The organism is Silvibacterium sp. (genome assembly GCF_047605705.1).
Classification (GTDB): Bacteria; Acidobacteriota; Terriglobia; order Terriglobales; family Acidobacteriaceae; genus Silvibacterium.
Genome location: NZ_JASGFD010000004.1, coordinates 79,634 through 100,044, shown reverse-complemented (window position 1 = coordinate 100,044; position 20,411 = coordinate 79,634). Strand labels below are relative to the sequence as shown.

Genomic DNA, 20,411 nt, shown 5'->3' with positions numbered 1-20,411 from the left:
TTCTAACGATACATCCGTGTATGTTTTATTCGAAAACAATTGCAAGGAGACCAGCCATGTCGCCAGTTTCGCCCCGTGGAGTGCGCAGGGCGCACCGCGATTTTCTTTCCCGGAGCCTGATTGTTACGGCGTCCGCTGCATCGATGCTGGCGGTAGCCGGTTGCGCGCCGTCCAAGCCGGCTGGACCGGCGATGGGGCCGTTTCCAGTGACGGTTACCGAGGCAAAGCAGCAGAACGTGAACCTGACCGGTGAGTGGGTCGGTGTAATGGACGGCTACACCAATGCGCAGATTCAGCCGCAGGTGACCGGCTACCTGATCAGCCAGGACTACAAGGAAGGCTCGGTGGTGTCGAAGGGGCAGATCCTCTTCCATATCGACCCGCGTCCCTTCCAGGCAGCGGTCGATCAGGCCGCGGCACAGGTAGACCAGGCCAAGGGCCAGCTCGCGGAAGCGGAAGCACAGCTTGGTCTGGCGCACATCAACGTAAACCGCGACACGCCCCTGGCCGAAGCACGTGCGATCGCACAGAGCCAGCTGGACACCGAGAAGCAGACGCTCGCGCAGGATGAAGCGTCGGTCATCGCCGCCAAGGCTTCGATCGAGGCAGCCAATGCCGCGCTTGAGACCGCGAAGATCAACCTGGGCTTCACGCAGGTACGTTCGCTCATCAGCGGCATCGCCGGCGCGGCAACGACGCAGGTGGGCAACCTGGTAAGCACGCAGTCGACGCTGACATCCGTGTCGACGGTCGAGCCGATCAAGGTGTTCTTCTCGATCAGCGACGCCGAGTACCTTGCGCTGGTGGCGAAGGCGAAGCAGAAGGGTTCCGATCTGCTCAATTCGAATCTGCCGCTCACGCTTTCGCTGGCGAGCGGGCAGAAGTATGACCATCCGGGCAAGATCGTCTTCGTCGATCGCCAAATGAACCAGCAGACCGGCGCCATCCGTATCGCGGCGGCCTTCCCGAATCCCGGCAACGTACTGCGTCCTGGCCAGTTCGGCCGTATCTCGGCGGACACGCAGGTAGAGCACGATGTTCTGCTGGTGCCGCAGATCGCAGTGCAGGAGATGCAGGGCATTGAGCAGGTCTACACCGTAAGCCCCCAGGGCACGGTGCATGTGGTGAACGTGACGCTCGGTTCGCAGTATGACAACAGCTGGATTGTGACGGGCGGCCTCGAGCCTGGCACCAAGGTGATCATCGACAACCTGCAGAAGCTGAAAGAAGGCATGCCGGTCAGTCCGCATGAGGGAACGCCTCCGGCTGTGACCTCCATGACGACCTCGCAGGCAACCGGGAGATAGTTCATGTCGAAATTTTTTATTCGCCGGCCTATTGTGGCCATCGTCATCGCGATTATCACGGTGATTATCGGCACCGTGTCGCTGGTGACGTTGCCGACGGCGCAGTATCCGGACATTGTGCCGCCGGAAATCATGGTGCAGTCGACGTATCCGGGTGCGGATGCGAAGACGCTGGAACAGGCCGTATCGACGCCGATCGAGCAGCAGATGAACGGCGTCGACAACATGCTGTACATGTACTCGGTCAACGCCAACAACGGCCAGTCGACCGTATATGTGGACTTCGACGTCAAGACGGATCCGAACATCGACCAGGTTCTGGCGCAGCTTCGCGTTTCGCAGATCCAGGGTGAGATTCCCACGGAAGTGACGCAGGCGGGCATCACGGTGCAGAAGTCTCTGACTTCGCCGCTGATGCTGGTCGGTATCAACTCTCCGGATAACCGGTACAGCGGCGACTTCCTGACGAACTACGCGATCATCAACCTGCAGGATGAGTTGACGCGTGTTCCGGGCGTGGCCCGTATCCAGGTCTTCGGCGGCCAGTATGCATTGCGCATCTGGGTGAAGCCGGACCAGCTCGCAAAGCTGGGCGTGACGGCGACCGATGTCATCAATGCGCTGCAGACGCAGAACAATGTGTATCCAGCCGGTCAGATCGGTGGCGAGCCGGTTCCGAACGGACAGCAGTTCACCTACACGGTCCGCACGCAGGGCCGCCTGGTGACGCCGGAGCAGTTCGGCAACATCGTCATCCGTGCGAATGCGGATGGTTCGGTGCTGCATCTGCGCGATGTGGCGCGGGTGGAACTTGGAACGCAGACCTACAACCTAACGGCCCGTTACAACAAGGGCCAGGCGGGTATGCTGGCGGTGTACCAGCTGCCGGGCGCGAACGCGGTACAGACGGCGCTCGGCGTGCGCAAGAAGCTGGCTGAGCTCTCTGGGCATTTCCCCGCGGGCATGCGCTACGACGTGCCGCTGGATACGACGCTGGCCGTTACCGCGGGCATCCACGAAATCCTGATTACGCTATTCCTGGCGCTTGGGCTCGTGGTGCTGGTGGTGTTCCTGTTCCTGCAGGGCTGGCGCGCGACGCTGATTCCGCTGCTGGCCGTACCGGTCTCGCTGATCGGTACGTTCATCATCTTCCCGTTCCTCGGGTTTTCGATCAATACGCTGTCGCTCTTCGGTCTGGTGCTGGCCATCGGCCTGGTGGTCGACGACGCCATCATCGTGGTCGAGGCCGTCGAGCACCATATCGACGAGGGCATGTCTCCGAAGGACGCGAGCATCAAGGCGATGGAAGAGGTGGGTGGTCCGGTTGTGGCCATTGCGCTGATCCTGGCCGCGGTGTTCATCCCGACGGCGGCCATTCCGGGTATCACTGGACACCTTTATCAGCAGTTCGCGATTACCATTGCGATCTCCGTGCTGATCTCGGCCTTCAATGCGCTGACGCTGAGCCCGGCACTGGCCGCGCTGCTGCTGAAGCCGAAGGATCCGAATCGCCGCAACGGTCCGCTGAGGCGCTTCTTCGACTGGTTCAACCGCTTCTTCGGGCGCACGACGGATCGCTTCGTGAGCACCTCGGGCGTGTTGATCCACAAGTCAGGCTTCGCTATGCTGGCGCTGGTGATCATCGCGGTCGTTGCGGTCTTCATGGGAGGCAAGCTGCCTACGGGCTTTATCCCGCAGGAAGACCAGGGCTACCTGTTCGTGATGACGCAGCTGCCCGATGCTTCCTCGCTGCAGCGCACGGATGCTACGGGTCTGCAGGTGAGCGATGCATTGCTGAGCACACCGGGAATTCAGGGCGTGGTCCAGGTCAATGGCTTCAGCCTCCTTACCCAGACGCAGAGCACGAACTCCGGCTTCTTCTTCGTATCGCTCAAGCCGTGGGATACGCGTAAGTCGAAGGAAGAGCAGCTGGCGTCCATCCAGGCGTCTATCGGTCGCAAGCTGATGGGAATCGGCGGTGGTCTGGCCTTCTCCTTCCCGCCTCCGGCGATTCCGGGTATCGGTACTTCGGGCGGCGTGACGATGATTCTGCAGGACCGTTCGGGTAACGACGATCCTACGTTCCTGACCAAGAACCTGTACGCCTATCTCGGTGCGCTTTCCAAGCGTCCGGAGATTGCGGCCGCTCTGCCCTCGTACCTGCCCGCGGTTCCGCAGCTGTACGCGGATGTGGATCGTGAGAAGGCGCTCGAGCAGCAGGTCAGCCTCGACAACATTTACACCACGATGTCGACCTTTATGGGTGGCTACCTGGTGAACTACTTCAATCGCTTTGGCCGCCAGTGGCAGACTTATGTGGAAGCTGAAGGCGATACACGCACAAATATCAACAACATCAGCCAGTTCTACGTGCCGAGCGCGAACGGCGGCCAGGTGCCGCTGGGATCGCTGGTGCATGTGAAGAAGATCACCGGACCGGAGTTCATCCTGCGCTTCAACGAGTACGAAGCGGCGCAGTTGAACATCACCGGCGCTCCGGGCTACAGCTCGGGCCAGGTGCGGGCGGCGCTCGAAGAGGTCTTCAAGCAGACGATGCCCCAGGGTATGGGCTATGCCTACCAGGGCATGAGCTATCAGGAGCAGGTTGCGGCGCAGGGCGTGCCGGCGTGGGTGGTCTTCGGACTCTCGTTGCTGTTCGTCTTCCTGATTCTTGCCGCGCTCTACGAGAGCTGGACGCTGCCGTTCAGCGTGCTGCTGAGCACGCCAGTGGCTATCCTCGGTGCGTATCTTGCGCTGACTGTGCGGTCGCTCGAGAATGACATCTTCGCGACGATCGGACTGGTCATGCTGATCGGGCTCTCGGCGAAGAACGCCATCCTGATTGTGGAGTTCGCCGTGGTGAACTACCGCAGCGGCAAGAGCATCTCGCAGTCTGCTCTTGAAGCCGCAAGGCTGAGGTTCCGTCCGATCGTGATGACGGCACTTGCGTTCATCTTCGGCTGCCTGCCGCTGTGGACGGCATCGGGCTCAGGCGCCGGTTCACGGCGCATCCTGGGCACGGTGGTGATCGGCGGTATGACGATCGCGACGCTCTTCGGTATCGTGCTGATCCCGGTGACCTTCGCGGTGGTCGAATACCTGTCGCATCGCTTCAGCAAGCATGGTGGAAAGAACACGACGATGGATTCGACGCATCCGCCGGAGTTTCCGCACGGAGACCCCAGCAACGGACCCAAGTTGGAAGGAGGCCACGCGTGAGAATGAAGAGCCAGGCAATAGGACGAGCGGGCGCCGCGGCACTGCTGAGCGTGTGGCTGGCAGGCTGCAACGTCGGCCCTAACTACAAGCGACCGCAGGTGGCCCCGCCGCCTGCGTATCGCGGGGCGGATAATACCGTCACCGATACGGTGCAGACCGCGTCTCTCGGCGATCAGAAGTGGGCGACGGTCTTTCAGGAGCCGGAGCTGCAGGACCTGATTCAGACGGCGCTGAAGAACAACTACGATGTGCAGATCGCGGCCAAGCGTGTGCTCGAGCAGCAGGCGCAGGTGAAGATCACGCGGTCCAATGAGTTCCCGACGCTTTCCGTCGGGGGCACGGGCGTAGGTGTGGATCTGTCGGGAGCAGAGGCGAAGCAGTTTGGGATCGACAACCCTCTGGCCGAGGGCGATTTCAGCCTCTCCGCGGCATGGACCCCGGACTTCTGGGGCCAGTATCGCCGTGCAACGGAAGGCGCGCGTGCGGTGCTGCTGCAGCAGGTATGGGCGCAGCGCGCGGTGCGGATGTCCGTCGTGCAGCAGGTGGCGACGGCTTACTTCACGCTGCGTGCGCTCGATCGCCAGTTGGAGATCTCGAAGGAGACGGTCAAGATTCGTCAGCAGTCGGTGGATCTGACGAAGCGCCTGACCGATGGCGGTTCGTCTCCGCTCTCTGACCTGCGTCAGGCGGAGGAATCGCTGTACACGGCTACCTCTGAGATTCCGCAGCTCGAGCAGCAGATCCAGGAAGAAGAGAATGCTCTGAAGCTGTTGTTAGGGCAGGATCCGGGCACGGTGGCGCACACCGATCCGCATGCGCTCGATCCGGTGCCGGAGGCTCTGCCGACAGGCATCCCGTCGCGCCTGCTCGAGCAGCGTCCGGACATCCTGGAGGCGGAAGAGCAGCTGATCAATGCCAACGCTCAGATCGGCGTGGCAAAGGCGCAGTTCTTTCCGTCCCTCTCGATCAGTGCGTCCGCCGGTGTCGGTGGCGATGACTGGGGTAATCTCTTCAACCAAAGCGGCAAGACGATCTATGGTCTGGGATCGCTGACGCAACCGATCTTCGAGGGCGGCAAGCTGAAGGGGCAATTGAAGCTGGCCGAATCCACGAAGGAAGAGATGGTGCTCAATTATCAGAAGACGATCAAGGGTGCTTTCCGCGACGTCTCGAATGCATTGATCACCGTGAACAAGACCAAGGCCACGCGTGAGCAGCAGCAGCGCCTGGTCGCTTCAGCGGAAGACGCTTCGCGCCTTGCGCGTATGCGTTATCAGGCTGGCGCAACGAGCTACCTCGAAGTGCTGACCACGGATGCAACGCTGTACTCGGCTCAGCTGAACCTGATAACGGCGCAGCAGAACGAGGCACTGTCCCTGGTGACGCTGTATAACGCACTCGGCGGCGGCTGGCAGGAATAGCCTTCGCGCATGATAAAGGCCGCCACGGCTGATGCTGTGGCGGCCATTCTCATTTAACGGTGAGGATCAGGCGACCGCGGGAGCTGCAGCGGCAAAGAAGACGCGGAAGGCCTCGAACTGCGCTCGCGCTCCATCGACGATCTCATTTTCGGGCAGCGAGGCAGACTCGGCAGTCAACACGGATACAAATTCGCGCCACTTGTTTCCGGTTTCCGAACCATGGCCGTAAAAGTAACTGTAACCGTTACGGTTGCTAAAGCCGAGATTCGTTTCGAGCTGGCGGGAGATGACCTGTCCGCCGAGCGTGGAGCCTTCCATCACGTACATGGCTCCCCAGAAAGATGCAGATGTACGCAGGTGGGAGAGGCTTGGGTGCGCCTCCAGCGCCGCTGCGGAGAAGAAGCGGAGATCTTCCTCAAGAAGCGCTGCGCGGCGGCGGCCTGCGAAGAATTCCCGAAAGGCTTCTGGGCAGTGCTGTTCGCCGATGTTTTCCCACTCTGTAACGAATGCATGGAAGAGCTGCAGTGTGCGGATGTAGTCGGGTAGCGTAAGGCCGGCGTGTCCAAGGGACAACCCGCTCTCCAGATCGCGATGCGCCTGCGCGGTGCCTTCGCGAAGCGCGGCGAGGATGGGGGAAACGGCTTTTTTTTCTGTATTCATGGGGCCTTCGGTCATCCTGTTTTCATCGCGCGGCGCGATGGCTGTGCGGGCAGGAGCACACGCATGCGGGTGCCTGCGCCAAGCTGCGATTCCACGAGCACCTCGCCGTGATGGCGCTCCACGATCTCTTTCGAGATGTAGAGGCCAAGGCCGTTGCCGAGCTCACCCTTGGTACTGTGGAATGGGCTGAAGAGGCCCGAGATACGATCGGCTGCGATACCGATGCCGTCATCCTTGACGGTGAAAGCCACGAATGGCTGTCCTTCGCGGCTGAACTGGTGGGCGTGGAGCTCGATGTGGCCTCCTACCTTCACCGCGTCGATTGCATTGCTGAGCAGGTTGGCGAGAACCTGCCGGATTTCTCCGCCGACGGCGAGGAAGTGCAGATCCGTCTCTACTTCCGTGCGCAGCTCAATGTGCTTGTTGCGCAGCTTGCCTCCGAAGAGGCGGATGGTCTCCTCGACCAGGTCGGCTGCGGCCAGCAGCGAGACTGCGCCACTCTCCCGCGACCATTGCAATGTGAGCTTGGTGATGGCGGACATGCGCAGCAGTTCGTGCTCCACCTGCGCGAAGTACGTCTCACCCTGAGACGTTGCCTTGACCTCGCCGCGCAGCAGGAAGAAAAGATTGGTCAGGGCTTCGAGCGGGTTGTTGATCTCGTGCGCGATGACCGAGGCCATGCGGCCGGTGAGCGCGAGCTTTTCGGCGGTGCGAAATTGCGCCTCCCGGTGCCGTTGCTGCTCCGTGTCGGTGCATGTGCCTACCCACCCAACCAGATCCTGCTCGGCGCTTTCCACCGGAGCTGCCCATACCAGGTGCCAGCGATACTCACCGGTCGAGAGCTGGTAGCGGCAGTCGAGCTCGAAAGGCTTTTGCAGGAGCCGAGCGCGCTCCCACTCGGCTTCGCAGGCCAATATGTCAGACGGGTGGATGATATCGCGATCAAACAAATAGCTGGCGCGACCGACGCGCTCGTCCCACACCGTATTGGTGTAGGTAAGGCGGCCTTCCAGATCGCTGGTCCATACCATGGCGGGCAGGCTGTTCGTCAGTTTGCGAAAGCGTTCCTCGCCGCGCTTGAGTTCGGCTTCGGCCAGCTGGCGGGACTTGTACTCGGCATATTCGGAGAGCGCGCGGAGAACCGCCGGGACAAGGCGGTCGAGGCGCTGCTTGAGGACGTAATCCGTAGCGCCGGAGAGCAGGGTATCTACAGCGACGTCCTCGCCGAGGACGCCGGAGATGAAGACGAAGGGAATCCGCGGATCGTGCCTGCGGACGAGCTTCAGAGCGCCGAGGCCATCGAAGTCTGGAAGGGAGTAATCGGCGAGGATCAGGTCGAAGGTGTGCGAGGCGAGCGCGCTTTCAAAAGAGGCGCGGGAATCGGCAACGATGACATCGAACCGGAGGCCGGCAGCGTGGAGGCGGTCGGCAGTGAGCTCGGCGTCGAGAGGGTTATCTTCCAGATGAAGAATGGAGTAGGTTTTGGACTGCTCGCTACTGCCCATTGGTGGGGTTACCTCTAAAAGTAGGGGGCGGTTCATTGAGAACTGCCCAGAAGATGCCAAGGTCCTGGATCGCCTTGAAGAACGCAGAAAATTCGACGGGTTTTACCACGTAAGCGTTGCTTCCGAGCTGATATCCAGCGGCAACATCGGCTTCTTCGCGCGAAGAGGTAAGGATGACGACGGGAAGGCGTTCGGTGCCGGGGGTATTGCGGATCATGCTCAGCAGCTCGAGGCCGTCTACCTTCGGCAGCTTTAGATCGAGCAGGACCACGGCGGGCAGGCCGGGCGCGCGATCGGCAAATGCGCCAGTGGCGTACAGGTAGTCCCTCGCCTCGGCGCCGTCACGGGTGACGACGACATCGTTGGCAAGTCCGCTCTTGGCAAGAGCCGCGAGGCTGAGTTCGAGGTCGTTCGGATTGTCTTCGACGAGCAGGATGGGTTTGAGCATCGGTCCTTTTCCCGTTAGCTGTTCTTGGGATTGCCTTCGGGGGCTGTGCCGGGGGGAGCGGCCGTGGTTTTTCTAGTGATCGAGACGGTTGGAAGTGTGAAAAAGATGCTTGCGCCCTGATTCACTTCGCCTGTCGCCCAGGTTCTGCCGTTGTGCCGGGATACGATACGGCGAACATTGGCCAGACCGATTCCGGTGCCTTCGAATTCTTCCATGCGATGCAGGCGCTGGAAAGCTCCAAACAGCTTGTGGGCGTACTGTCCTTCGAACCCGACGCCGTTATCCATCACGCAGAATGTATGCTCCGAGGGGCCGGACTGACAGGAGACGGTGATGACAGCGTGTTCGCGGCTCCGCGAGTATTTGATGGCATTTGAGAAGAGATTCCACCAGACCTGCCGCATCAGGTTGAGATCGGCCTCGACCGTGGGCAGATTGCCGATATGGATAGCGATATTCCGATCCTTGGCCTCCTGCTGGCGGACGTCGTGCCACACATCGCGGGCCAGCATTTCCATGGAGATGGGGCGCAGTTCCAGCTGCGTGCGGGAGATGCGCGAGAAGTTGAGGAGGCTGTCCACCAGCAGGCCGGCAAACTGTGCGGATTGGGCGATGGTGGCCAGGTGGCGCTTGCCGGTTTCGCTGAGGCGTGAAGCCTCGTTCTCCATCAGCAGCTCCGCAAATCCCGAGATGTGGCGGAAGGGTGCGCGGAGATCGTGCGACACGGAATAGGAAAAGGCTTCCAACTCCCGATTCGTGTGCTCGAGCTCAGAGGCCATATCCGCCAGCTCTTCTGCGCGCTTTAGAACAATTTCGAGGACAATGCTGCGGAACTCGCGTGCGGAATCGATCTCGACCGGTGTCCATGGAGCGGACTTGCCGTGCACGATCTGCTTCCATGTGGCGAAGGAGTGGCGAGGCTGAATCTGGAGGATGCCATCGACGAACTCCTCGCTCTTGGCCGGCTCACCAGCCCATTGCACGGTCTCCAGCAGCTCCGGACGGAACCAGAGAATCTGCATGCGATGGACCTGCGAAAGGGAGATGGCGATCAGGCCGCTGGCCTTCGCGCGCATGGCCTCAGCCTCGGGAAATTCGAGCGAGAGCTGGTGCGTGACGTAGAGGTCCTCCCGTCCACGGCGCGCAAGCGTCTTGGCAAAGCGCAGCACGACGGCCGGATCGGGTCCCTCACCGACGACGGTGCAGCGGTCGCCGACAACGATGGCCGCTCCCTTGGCATGTGTGACTGCGAGCAACTCGACCGGATGTTTCACCAGGCCGTCGATGTAACTCTCGCCGGCTGCCATGAAGGTGAGCAGCTGGCCATGCACGGACTTGAGGCGAATGGCCTGCTCCATGGCGGACGAACGATGGTGTGCGATGAGCTGGGATGTGGCAATGCGGGTGAGGACTTCCGTGGCGGAGCGTACCAGGTACGGCACGCTGAGCGGCTCGCTATGATGCCCGGAAATCAGTCCCCAGAGGCGCCCTTCCGACACCATGGAGATGGACATGGACGAGATCGTGCCCATGTTGCGCATGTACTGACGATGGATCGGCGAGACGCTGCGCAGGATGGAGAGCGAAAGGTCCAGCGGCGGGGCATCCTGGTATTCCGGCGTGGAGACGAGCGGCGATGGCGTGTAGTCGACATCCGGAATGATGCGGATGCGGTTGAGGACATAGAGCGCGCGCGCCTGCTGTGGAATGTCGGTATTCGGGAAGTGGATGCCGAGGTAAGAGGGCAGGCGCTCGTTGCGATCCTCGGCAAGGACATTGCCGTGGCCCTCCTCGTCGAACTGGTAGAGCATGACACGATCGAAGCCAGTCAGCCTGCGGATCTGACGAACCACGGCCTGGCAAAGTTTGATGGGATCATGAAGCTCTTCGATGGAAGAAACAAAATTAGAGATGACCGTGTTGAGTTCGGCCTGCGATACAGACTGTTTGGTGTGCTCGAACTCAAGAACGAAGAGGTCATCGAGCCGGTGGCCGACGACCTGAAAGTCGTAGCGCGTCGAGCCGTGGCGCGGGAACTGACCGGTGCCTAGAAATCGCACATATTCGCCGGCTGTGCCTTCGGAAAGCAGTCCCTTTTTCAGGGATTCGGTCAGTTCGCTCTCCATCAGGTCGGAGAAATCTGCCCCGAGAATGCGATCGAGCGGCAGATCGAGATAACGGGCAGCATTTTCGCTGGCGGTTATGACCTCGAGAGTGGTGGCCGAGCCGGCCCGAAGCACGAGCAAAAATCCGTGTCCCTGGACGCTGCCGGGGATATGGATCGGCTCGCGATCGCAGTTCGTGAGGTCAACAGTGCCTTGTGGAGCAGAAGTCATTACGCAGGGCGCCTTGCCGTGAGAGTGCCGGAAACCGGGAAGTGCATAGAACCTAATGAAGTGGGTTGCGGGGCATACGGGAAAGCGTTGCTTCCGCGTTCATTGTAGCAATGGGCCGAGCCGGCGCTTCGGCGCAGCCGGAACAGGCAACCTGGCGGAGCCTGTGGATTGACGCTGGTAATAGAGAAGCGATGACCAACGTATGAGTTGGTTACTCGGCCCTCAGCACACGTGCCGGATCGAGCCACGCGGCCCTGCGCGCCGGCACAAGGGCGGCCAGCAGTGCCGCTGTGGCCAGCAATAGCAGCGAGCCCAGAACCACCTCCGCCTGCAGCGGAGAGGTGTTGTAGAGGAAGCGCCGCATCGTTGCGCTGGTGATGGCGATGAGCACGATCCCTGCGCCGGTGCCGATGGCCACCATCAGCAGCGCTTCCTGCAGTACGAGATTGAGGATGTTGCGACGTGTCGCGCCGACTGCCAGCCGTACACCGATCTCCGGCAGCCGCTGCTGGACGCGCAGCGCCAGCAGGCCGAAGAGGCCGATACTGCTTAGCAGCAGGGCCAGCGCCGCAAACGACGAGCTGAGCGTCGCGATGAGACGCTCGCTGCCGATGGACTGATCGATCTGGTGGGTGAGCGCGAAGAAGGTCATGTAGCCGGTATTCGGCGCGTCATCGGCCAGCGCGCCCCGGTAGGCGGAGATGGCCTCCCCTTCCGTCCGGCTGCGCATGAAGAAGACCAGGTTGTTGTTGTAGCCGCCGCCCTCGACCGTCGATGTCCCGATGGGGAAATAGACGGTGGGCGGAGCCGGATCCCGCAATGAGGCGTAGCGCGCATCTTCGACGATGCCGATGACACGGCAGATGATATTGAACTTGTTACGGATATTTTCCGGCTCCGACACATGGAGGGAGTTGGCGAGCGCAGCTTCGCCGGGAAACAGGGTGCGTGCGGCGGACTGGTTCACGATGCAGGCAGAGCGGTCGCGATCCTGCACGGTGAACTCGCGTCCGGCGAGGATACGAGAGTGCATCGCGGAGAAATAGCCGTCGCTCACATCATTCCAGCGGAACGAGTGATCCTGGTCCGGATGCGAGCTGCTGCTCGCTGTAATTTTCGGAGACTCTCCGGTGATGGGCGTGTACCACGTATATGCGACGGCCTGAATGCCAGGCGCGCTGCGCAAAGTAGTCTCCATCGTCTGATAAAGGGCAATGATCTGTTCCGGAGTTTTCTTGAGCGCCTGAAACTGCGCGGTGACTCCGGTGATGTGTTCTGGATCGAATCCGAGGGGTGTATCGCGCAGCTGGCGCAGAGTATGTGTGAAGAGTCCGGCAGCGAAGACCAGCGCTACAGCCAGTGCGAACTGACCGGGGATGAGGATGCGCGATCGCAGCGTGTCGCGTCGAGTGCCGGTACTCTTGCTCCGAAGCAGGGATTGTGCCGGGATGCGCACGGCGAAGAGTGCCGGCAGAAAGCCGAAGAGCAGCGTCGTGAGAAGGGAGATGGCTCCGGCGATGGCCAGGATGCGGAGATCCGGCTTCAGCACCATGGGATCGCCGTTGCCTGCCGGAGTGAAAAAGCCTGTAAGGGTGCGGATGCTTGACCAGGCGATCGCGATCGCACACGCTCCGCCGAGCAGAGCGAGCACAAGCGACTCCACCAGGCATTGCTGCGCGATGCGCGAACGGGAGGCTCCGAGTGTGGATCGCAACGCAAACTCCTGACGGCGCGATTGCAGCCTGGCGGTCTGCAGTCCCGCCAGGTTCAGGCAGCACAGCACAAGCACCGCGGCGGCGATGCCCTGGATGAGAAAAAGCGGCTGAGCATACCGCAGAGAAAGCGCGGAGAAGCCACGGGATGCGGATTCCGCGGCCAGATGGGCGTCGCGGAAGGTAGGGTTCTGCTGGAGCCGTGGCGACAGCAGCGCATGCATGGCCGGAGTGTTGAGCGCAGCAAGCTCCGCGTTCAGCGAATCCAGCGTAGCGCCGGGACGAAGCCGTGCCAGCGTCTGCATGCCCAGCATATCCGGGTGCTTGTATGGATCCTGGTCAGGGGAAGTGGCGAGGGCGGAAAGGAAATGAGCCGGCAGGAAGATGCGCTGCGGCTGCCCGACATAGATCCCGTCGAAATTCTGGGGCAGCACGCCGACGATTACCGCAGGCTGCCCGGAGACGAGAAGATGGCGGCCGATTGCAGAAGGATCGCCACGGAAATTCGCCTGCCAGAAGCCATAATCCAGCACGATAGGCCAGCCGCCTTCCGGCCCTCCGGGCACATCGTCAGAGGGAAGCAACAGGCGTCCCAGCGCGGGCCGAATGCCGAGCATGGAGAATGCGTTGCCGGTAACCATGTCCGCGCCGAACGAGCGAAGTGTGTTCTGGTCGTCCGGGAAGGTGACCATGCTGCCGGTCCATCCGGCGATGTCGGAGGCCGAATGCAGCTCGCCGCTGAGGTGCGTGATCACGGACCAGATCTGCACATTTATGAACTGCGGCACAGCGGGATTGCGATACCCAAGCTCCACCAGTTCCTGTGGCTTTTCCACGGGCAGAGAACGCAGCATGGCATCGTCTATTACAGTGAAGATGGCGGCATTCGCGCCGATGCCGAGCGCCAGCGTGAGGATGGCGGTCAGTGCGTATCCCGGGGCCTTGCGCAGTTGAAAGAGTGTTCCCCGCAGATCGCTCCAAAGCGATTCCAGCAGGCGGAACTGCCAGATCTCGACGCTTCTCTCATACGCCAGCGGAAGGTTGCCGAGTTCACGACGCGCCTGCTGCGTGGCTTCCCCTTCCGGTATGCCACTGGCGATCAGGTCCTGAACTCGCTCCGCAAGATGCGTTTGCATCTCCTTAAGTAGATCGGCACGGAGTTCCCTGCGGTGAAAGATGCGGCGAAGCCAGGACATGGCGCTCTCCTTCTGCATGCTGCGATCAGGACTGCGGTTCGGGGAGTGGGGCGAGTACCTGCCGGATTCCCAGAATCATGGCTTGAAGTTTCGAGGCCTCACGCTTGAAGTGGCGCCGGCCTTTCTCCGTGAGGGAGTAGGTCCGCACATTGCGTTTCGCCGGGGAAATCTCCCATTGGGCGTGGACGAGTCCTGCCTTGAGCAGGCGTTGCAGCGCGGGATAGAGCGAAGCAGGCTCGATCTGCAAGCGCTCCTGGGACTGCTGCTGGATGCGTGCCGCCAGTGCGTAGGTGTGAAGCGGCTCGAGCGCCAGAGTGTGGAGCACCATCAGGTCAAGGGCTCCCGGAAGCAAATCCCGTTTGTAGGATGCGTCTGTCATTCGATCACTCGATGCCTAGAGTAGGCAGATGACCTGGCAGGCGTCAAATCTTTTCTCAAAGAAGGCAGAACGCACACCTTTCCGGAAAGCTGACCTGGAACGTGGTCTCAGGCTTGTAATACCAATGCCAGGGGCGTCGTCAGCCTGATTCTCCTTTTCAAATTGCGGCATCTTTTTCACCGTTCTGCTCACCAGCTTTTTCTCAGGCCTCTTGTCCCATATCCCTGATTCACCAGCCGGGCAATTTTTTCTATGACTTCCATCAAATTGAGAGAAAAAATGCGAAGCTTTTTCGTTTTGCCAGCGATCCAAGCTTTCAAGGCTGCTTTCAGGGCTTCTGCCACGGTAGAAACACTGCCTGCTTTGCAGAGAAATGAGCCCTAAGCCTGGATCTCTGCGTGGTGAGGCGAACGCTTCTGCTTGTCGTATGGAAGCGCTACCTTTCTGCGTAATTTGGTTTCCGGTGTGCTGAGCTGCGGCTGCCGGTTTGCGCTGTCCACATGCCCAGGAGGGTCTTGGTGGGAACGATGGAGCAGATGGCTGTGATCGGCCCTGAGGGGAATGGGCCACGGAAGAGCTTGCTTGAGCGCATTCTTTCGGTGGTGTGCGAGGTAAAGCCGGGAGAAGGCATTGGTGCTTTGCTACTCTGCCTGAACCTTTTCGTGCTGTTGGGTGCCTACTATCTTCTGAAACCGGTGCGGGAATCGCTCGTACTTGCCGAAGGCGGAGCGGAGTGGACAGCTTACTCCTCGGCCGCGCAGGCAGTGCTCCTGCTTGGGGTGGTTCCACTCTATGGATGGATCGCACAGCATCTGAATCGCATTCGGCTGTTGCGTTGGACGACGTTGTTCTTTGCGTCGAATCTTTTGATCTTCTATGTCCTCGGGCTTCGTGGCGTGCATGAAGGCGTGGCTTTTTACATCTGGATCGGAATATTTAACGTCTTCAGCGTTGCTCAGCTCTGGGCGTTTGCCTCGGATCTGTTTAACGAGGAGCAAGGGAAGCGGCTGTTTCCTTTGCTTGGGGTTGGAGCTTCGGTCGGCTCCGTTGCCGGCGCGTGGCTTGCGAGTGATGCCTTCAAGAAAGTCGGTCCATATTCGATCATGCTGATCGGCGCGGTGGCGCTCTGTGTATGCACGGCGCTGACGCGGCTGGCCGGATATGCGGTGGTCCGCCGCGAGGGCGAGGAAGAGCAGCGCAAGGACAAGGAGACCCTGTCGACGACAGGTGGGTTCGAACTGCTGCTGAAGGATCGCTACCTCATGCTCCTCGGCATCCTGACGGTGCTCTTGAACTTCGTCAGTCTGAGTGGCGACTTCATCCTCAAGACGATGGTGGTGAATCACACGAACGAGGTGGTGGGCACCGCAGCTACGCTCATGAAGGCGCGGAAGGCTTACATCGGTGAGTTCTTCGCGCATTATTACGCCTGGACAAACCTGGTGAGCTTCCTGGTGCAGACGCTGTTTGTCTCACGGCTCTTCCGCTGGATCGGGATTGGCGGCTCGCTGTTCGTGATGCCGTTATTGTCTGCCGCGACGTTCATCTCCATCCTTGTCGCTCCGGTGCTTGGCGTCGTGCGGATCTTGAAGATCGGTGAAAACGCAACGAACTATTCCCTGCAGAACACGGTGCGGCATGCGCTGCTGCTCCCCACCTCTCGCGAGGCGAAGTACAAAGCGAAGGCGGCCATCGATACGTTCTGCTGGCGGCTGGGGGATGTGTTGCAGGCCGGCGTCATTGCATTGGGAACGCACGTGCTGCATTTCAGCGTGAGGCAGTTTTCCGCGCTCACTCTATTGGTGGCAGTCGTGTGGGTCGTCGTAGCGATGTTGCTCTTCCGGAAATATCGGCAGCTTACCCAGCAACCGTCGGATCCGCAGCCTGGTATTGTCGCGCAGCCGCTCGCCACGGCAGAGGCGCATTGAAGCGAAGTGGAAGGGAGAGAGATGGAAAAGCTGTATGGGCTCGATGTATCGGAATCCGCGCGGGCGCTGCCGGTCCTGGTTCTGGGCTACGCCGTACTGATGATGCACTTCGTTTTCAGCCGGTCGTTCCGTGACTCGCTGCTTGGTTCAGGCCTGCATGTATCTTCTCTGCCGGGGCTGACGGTTGCCGGTACGTTGCTCGCGATCACGCTGAGCCTGCTTCTGTCCTTTTTTGTGCGCACTCAGGAACGGACCACAGTTGTGCGTACGATGTACGGAATCAACGCCGTGGCAGAGTTGCTAATGGGTTTGTTTTACCGCGGGCACAGCTGGATCTACTCGGCTTACTACATTGAAGTCTCTGCTTCGACCGCGCTTGGGTTGTCGCTGATCTGGGTTTTGATCGGGGATTGGACCAATCGCTGCAATGGCAAGTCGGGAGACAGAATTCCCACCATCCTGATCTGTGGCACGGCGGCAGGAATGTTCGCGGGACTTGCGCTGGTGCATATCCCCGGAGTGCTGAACTTCGGTACGGCGAACTTCATGCTCGCGGGCATGCACCTGCTCGTCGCCGGAGCGCTGATGCTCTATCGCGAAGACGGCTGCCGCAGTGGCACGCATCGCGTTCATGAGGCGCTGGCGAAGGGCAAAGCACATCTGACGAAGGGAATCGTCGGCGCACTGGCGGCAGTTGCAGTAGCGGGCGCGGCTACATCGACACTTCTCGACCTGGTGTTTCGTGTCGACATTGCACAGCATTATGCCCAGCAGGCACAGAGACTGCACTTTCTCGGCATCTTCCAAAGCCTGCTCTTGCTGGGCGCATTGCTGGCGCAGATGCTGATGAATCGTCTTCAGCACCTGCATATGGGAGTCCGGGTGTTGCACCTGCATCCGGTTTTTGTGGGCGCCGCTGCGCTGATCTGCGCGATCATGCCGGGTGTCTGGACGATGGGATTCTTCCGCACCTTCGAGTACTCGATGCGTAATTCCGTATTTCGCACGGGGACGGAGCGAACCTATCTGCTGCTGCCGGATGAAGTCCGCGTCGAGACCCGTCCGCTGATCGATGTGGTGGGTGAGCGGCTTGGAGACATGGCTGCCGCGGGCATGTTGCAGGTCCTGCTGATGACCGGGACTGCTCTGGCTCCGCGTACGACGCTACTGACTGTGGCGGGCTGCTCGGCTCTGCTTTATGGCATGTGCCGGATGTTGGAAAAGAAGGCAGTTCTGATGGAGTCGCCAGTGAGACGGGCTCGGGAACGCGATACAGAGCGAGAGATTCCGCTGGATGGAATCGCACGCGAGAAGTCGGTGCTGGTATGAGCGATTTGAACAAGGCCAGGGAGGAACGAGCAGGGCATGGAAAGACGACGCAAACGAACTCGGTGGGCAACAACATGGGGCCTGGTGGCAGCCCTGGGAGTGGGTGGAGGCGCATCCGCGTGGGGACAGGCGGATGCTGCCTCGACCCCGGCGCAGACAGATCCCGCAAGCCAGACACGCGCCGGGGAGATCCAGACGCAGGAGCAGGAGAAGGCGAAACACCTCACGCCTCTCGTGCCCCCAAAAGGTGAAGCGAAGTTCGACTCGATCGAGAAGACGTTCATCGATCCTCTCATCAACCCGAACGGCTTCTCGCCAAAACTTGGTGGGCTGCCGACAGGCGGCGGCTTCTCGCTTGGGCCGCGATATACGCGCCAGGACCTGATGAACGAGCACTTGCTCCTGGATACTTCGATCGTGGGCTCGACAAAAGAGTGGTATCGCGGAGATGCTTCGCTGACCTTCCGCCATCTCTTCAACGATCACCTGACGATCAAGCCGGATGCCGCCTATGAAAATGCGGCGTCCGTGTACTACTTCGGCGAGGGACCGTTTTCCTCCGATAACAACAAGTCGGATTTTCGTCGCGAGTTCACGACTGCGCATCTCGATACAACCGCTCATCTGGCCGGCCAGAAGCTTCAGGCCGGATACACCATTGGTGGGCTGCTGGTAAACGTGGGCGCCGGCCAGAAGACCAGCGATGGATTTGTTTCGAGCGATACGATTTTTACCGAAGCGAACACGCCTGGCCTCGAGCACCAGACCAACTTCATTACCAGCACGGTGCACGTGGGGCTCGACCTGACGCAACCCAGCTTCAGCAACGTGAAGGGGCTGCGGCTGGAAGCATCGGACTCGCAGTTTTTCGACCAGGGAGATACGCACAACTCCTTCCATCTCCTGGATACCCAGGCAACCTATTCGCTGCCGTTTCTGAACGGGATGCGGGCGGTGGTCTTCCACCTTCATAACGAATCGACGTTCCACTCGGATGGTCAGGTCGTTCCTTTCTACCTGCAGCCGACGATCGGCGGCCCGAACGATCTGCGTGGATACGATCGCTATCGCTTCTATGACGAGAATGCATCGACGGCAAACGCGGAATATCGATGGCCGGTATCGCAAACGCTGGAGTTCGCGGTGTTCGGGGATGGAGGCAACGTGTATGGCCGGCCAGGTCTGATCGGCTTACGCGATGCGCGCGGCGACGGTGGATTTGGGGTTCGGTTCAAGGCGAAGGATCAGACAGTAATACGCTTCGATGTGGGAATTTCTCCGGAAGGGGTGAAGGTATGGTTCGTGTTCAACGGCATTTTTGCGCCGCTGGCGCACTCGTTCTAGGGCTGGGACTCACAGGAGTTCCGCAGGCGAAGGCGCAGCATTTTCTCCCCGACGATCCGCTCCGGGATGTTCCCGAGGTCGCGGCAGTGGGGAAGACCACTGCACAATCTATCAACCAGCTTTACGATTTCGCGGTGAATTCCGGCCAGTACAAGCCGCCGAAGGTGATGGGGCCGTCACTGGGCGTGAATACTCTCGGCGAAGTGCCGGATTCGAGCTGGTACACCAACCGCGACCTAAGCGCGATCACTCCGGAGGAGATCCGGAAGGGATCTCGGACGCATGGGCTGCCGCAACCGCCATTCACCGTGGTTGCTGCGAAGACCGAAGGTGTGACGCCGGGCTTTCGCATCCGGGATGGGCGAGGCCTGCTGTACTTCGTCAAGGTGGATCCTGCGACGAACCCCGAGATGGCCTCGACAGCGGACGTCGTAGGAGCGCTGTTGCTGTATGCTGCCGGCTATAACGTGCCGGAGAACTATATCCTGACTGCTCCTCGCAGTGCGTTTGTGCTCTCGAAGACGGCGAAGATCACGGCTGCCTCGGGCAAAGCTCATCCCATGACGAAGTCGGACCTGAATCACATACTGGATGTCGTGCCGGTGGAGCGCGACGGGCAGATCCGGGTGATGGCGAGCTTGGCGCTCGAGGGCAAGATCGTAGGGCCGTTCCGTTACAAGAGCACGCGTCCCGACGATCCGAATGACCTCATCCCACATGAGCAGAGGCGCGACCTGCGCGGGCTGGATGTCGTCTTTGCGTGGTTGAATCATACCGATGCGAAAGGCGACAACAGCCTGGACACAGTCATAGGCAAGGGCGATGAGGCGCGCTTCCGGCATAACCTGCTGGATTTCGGCGATAGCTTCGGTAGTGACAGTGACATCGCCAAGGATCCGCGCCATGGGCAGGAGTATTTTCTGCCGACGAGCGGGGAGCAGTGGAAGCGTGGCTATTCGCTGGGCCTTGCAGCGCAGCCGTGGGAGCGGGTGCATTATCCCGGCGAGCTCAAATCGATTGGAAACTTCACAGCTGTGGCCTTCGACCCGCTGACGTGGAAGCCGAATTATCCGAACCCCGCATTCCTGCAGATGACGCCGCTGGACGCATACTGGGGCGCGAAGAAGGTGATGGCCTTTACGAATGCGCAGATTGAGGCTGCGGCAGCGGAGGCGCAGTTCAGCGATCCGCAGGCCACGGCGTATATGGCGAAGGTGCTGGAGCAGCGTCGCGACGCGATCGGTCGTGCATGGTTCTCGCGGGTACTGCCGCTTGAGGGCTTTACTTTGCAGGACGGAACGCTTCACTATCAGGACCTAGGCGCCACGTATGGCTTCTGGCCGCAGCAGCACTATCGCACCGCATGGTTCCGGTTCGATAATCAGACAGGCCAGGAGAGCATCCTCAGCAGTGAGGGCGATGCTGCTCCTTCCGAGTTGGCAAATCTGGCGGAAGGAAGTTTTATCGGCTGCCGGTTGAAGACAGAAAAAAATGATGAGAGATCGACAACCGTGTATTTCCGGCGAGATGCCGGTGCATGGACGGTTGTCGGCATCACACGTACAGCATTGCATCTATGACGAATCACGATCGAGCAGGACTGAGCCGCAGGGAATTTCTGCGGCAG

14 protein-coding genes are annotated in these 20,411 nt (G+C 60.4%); 7 read left to right on the top strand and 7 right to left on the bottom strand.

From position 1 onward, the window contains the following. Positions 1–56 precede the first annotated feature (56 nt). The 3 genes from QM649_RS02635 to QM649_RS02625 are packed head-to-tail and all read left to right on the top strand — an operon-like array spanning position 57 to position 5,947. A complete protein-coding gene (locus QM649_RS02635; protein ID WP_415197452.1) occupies positions 57–1,307 on the top strand; it encodes an efflux RND transporter periplasmic adaptor subunit in 1,251 nt (416 codons plus the stop codon). Between the two features lie 3 nt (positions 1,308–1,310). Continuing rightward, positions 1,311–4,526 carry an efflux RND transporter permease subunit gene (locus QM649_RS02630; protein WP_415197451.1) on the top strand — a complete coding sequence of 1,072 codons (3,216 nt, stop codon included), beginning with the start codon at positions 1,311–1,313 and terminating at the stop codon, positions 4,524–4,526. A 2-nt stretch (positions 4,527–4,528) separates the two neighbouring features. Further along, a complete protein-coding gene (locus tag QM649_RS02625; protein ID WP_415197491.1) occupies positions 4,529–5,947 on the top strand; it encodes an efflux transporter outer membrane subunit in 1,419 nt (472 codons plus the stop codon). A gap of 66 nt (positions 5,948–6,013) precedes the next feature. Here the strand turns inward: QM649_RS02625 and QM649_RS02620 are convergent, their stop codons facing one another. The 7 genes from QM649_RS02620 to QM649_RS02590 all read right to left on the bottom strand — a co-directional run bounded on the left by QM649_RS02620 (position 6,014) and on the right by QM649_RS02590 (position 14,527). After that, positions 6,014–6,607 carry a biliverdin-producing heme oxygenase gene (locus QM649_RS02620; protein ID WP_415197450.1) on the bottom strand — a complete coding sequence of 198 codons (594 nt, stop codon included), beginning with the start codon at positions 6,605–6,607 and terminating at the stop codon, positions 6,014–6,016. Positions 6,608–6,618: 11 nt separating this feature from the next. After that, on the bottom strand, positions 6,619–8,112 hold the full coding sequence (locus QM649_RS02615) for an ATP-binding protein (RefSeq protein ID WP_415197449.1): 1,494 nt from the start codon (positions 8,110–8,112) through the stop codon (positions 6,619–6,621). After that, positions 8,102–8,560 carry a response regulator gene (locus tag QM649_RS02610; RefSeq protein WP_415197448.1) on the bottom strand — a complete coding sequence of 153 codons (459 nt, stop codon included), beginning with the start codon at positions 8,558–8,560 and terminating at the stop codon, positions 8,102–8,104. Before QM649_RS02610 ends, QM649_RS02615 begins: the two co-directional genes overlap by 11 nt. A gap of 14 nt (positions 8,561–8,574) precedes the next feature. After that, positions 8,575–10,896, bottom strand: a complete 2,322-nt coding sequence (locus QM649_RS02605) for an ATP-binding protein (RefSeq protein ID WP_415197447.1) — start codon at positions 10,894–10,896, stop codon at positions 8,575–8,577. A gap of 211 nt (positions 10,897–11,107) precedes the next feature. Further along, a complete protein-coding gene (locus tag QM649_RS02600) occupies positions 11,108–13,804 on the bottom strand; it encodes an ADOP family duplicated permease (protein WP_415197446.1) in 2,697 nt (898 codons plus the stop codon). Positions 13,805–13,829: 25 nt separating this feature from the next. Continuing rightward, positions 13,830–14,183: a PadR family transcriptional regulator gene (locus QM649_RS02595; protein WP_415197445.1), complete on the bottom strand. Its 354-nt coding sequence runs from the start codon at positions 14,181–14,183 to the stop codon at positions 13,830–13,832. A 188-nt stretch (positions 14,184–14,371) separates the two neighbouring features. Next, entirely contained in the window at positions 14,372–14,527 is a 156-nt protein-coding gene (locus QM649_RS02590; RefSeq protein WP_415197444.1) for a hypothetical protein, read from the bottom strand. A gap of 183 nt (positions 14,528–14,710) precedes the next feature. On the opposite strand from QM649_RS02590, the gene QM649_RS02585 reads away from it, so the two are divergent. The 4 genes from QM649_RS02585 (at position 14,711) to QM649_RS02570 (ending at position 20,364) form a co-directional block, all read left to right on the top strand. Then, positions 14,711–16,111: an NTP/NDP exchange transporter gene (locus QM649_RS02585; RefSeq protein ID WP_415197490.1), complete on the top strand. Its 1,401-nt coding sequence runs from the start codon at positions 14,711–14,713 to the stop codon at positions 16,109–16,111. Positions 16,112–16,132: 21 nt separating this feature from the next. Further along, complete coding sequence (locus tag QM649_RS02580) at positions 16,133–17,440, top strand: hypothetical protein (protein ID WP_415197443.1); 1,308 nt, start codon at positions 16,133–16,135, stop codon at positions 17,438–17,440. An 84-nt stretch (positions 17,441–17,524) separates the two neighbouring features. Then, positions 17,525–18,784, top strand: coding sequence for a hypothetical protein (locus QM649_RS02575; protein ID WP_415197442.1), 1,260 nt, complete (start codon positions 17,525–17,527; stop codon positions 18,782–18,784). Further along, positions 18,736–20,364, top strand: a complete 1,629-nt coding sequence (locus QM649_RS02570) for a hypothetical protein (RefSeq protein ID WP_415197441.1) — start codon at positions 18,736–18,738, stop codon at positions 20,362–20,364. Before QM649_RS02575 ends, QM649_RS02570 begins: the two co-directional genes overlap by 49 nt. Positions 20,365–20,411 lie beyond the last annotated feature (47 nt).

Excerpts from the sequence above, each read along its gene's own strand:
- QM649_RS02625 (WP_415197491.1), top strand. The coding sequence starts at position 4,529 with ATGAAGAGCCAGGCAATAGGACGAGCGGGCGCCGCGGCACTGCTGAGC.
- QM649_RS02610 (WP_415197448.1), bottom strand. The coding sequence starts at position 8,560 with ATGCTCAAACCCATCCTGCTCGTCGAAGACAATCCGAACGACCTCGAA.
- QM649_RS02595 (WP_415197445.1), bottom strand. The coding sequence starts at position 14,183 with ATGACAGACGCATCCTACAAACGGGATTTGCTTCCGGGAGCCCTTGAC.
- QM649_RS02580 (WP_415197443.1), top strand. The coding sequence starts at position 16,133 with ATGGAAAAGCTGTATGGGCTCGATGTATCGGAATCCGCGCGGGCGCTG.
- QM649_RS02585 (WP_415197490.1), top strand. The coding sequence starts at position 14,711 with ATGGAGCAGATGGCTGTGATCGGCCCTGAGGGGAATGGGCCACGGAAG.
- QM649_RS02605 (WP_415197447.1), bottom strand. The coding sequence starts at position 10,896 with ATGACTTCTGCTCCACAAGGCACTGTTGACCTCACGAACTGCGATCGC.
- QM649_RS02630 (WP_415197451.1), top strand. The coding sequence starts at position 1,311 with ATGTCGAAATTTTTTATTCGCCGGCCTATTGTGGCCATCGTCATCGCG.
- QM649_RS02570 (WP_415197441.1), top strand. The coding sequence starts at position 18,736 with ATGGTTCGTGTTCAACGGCATTTTTGCGCCGCTGGCGCACTCGTTCTA.
- QM649_RS02635 (WP_415197452.1), top strand. The coding sequence starts at position 57 with ATGTCGCCAGTTTCGCCCCGTGGAGTGCGCAGGGCGCACCGCGATTTT.
- QM649_RS02600 (WP_415197446.1), bottom strand. The coding sequence starts at position 13,804 with ATGTCCTGGCTTCGCCGCATCTTTCACCGCAGGGAACTCCGTGCCGAT.
- QM649_RS02615 (WP_415197449.1), bottom strand. The coding sequence starts at position 8,112 with ATGGGCAGTAGCGAGCAGTCCAAAACCTACTCCATTCTTCATCTGGAA.
- QM649_RS02620 (WP_415197450.1), bottom strand. The coding sequence starts at position 6,607 with ATGAATACAGAAAAAAAAGCCGTTTCCCCCATCCTCGCCGCGCTTCGC.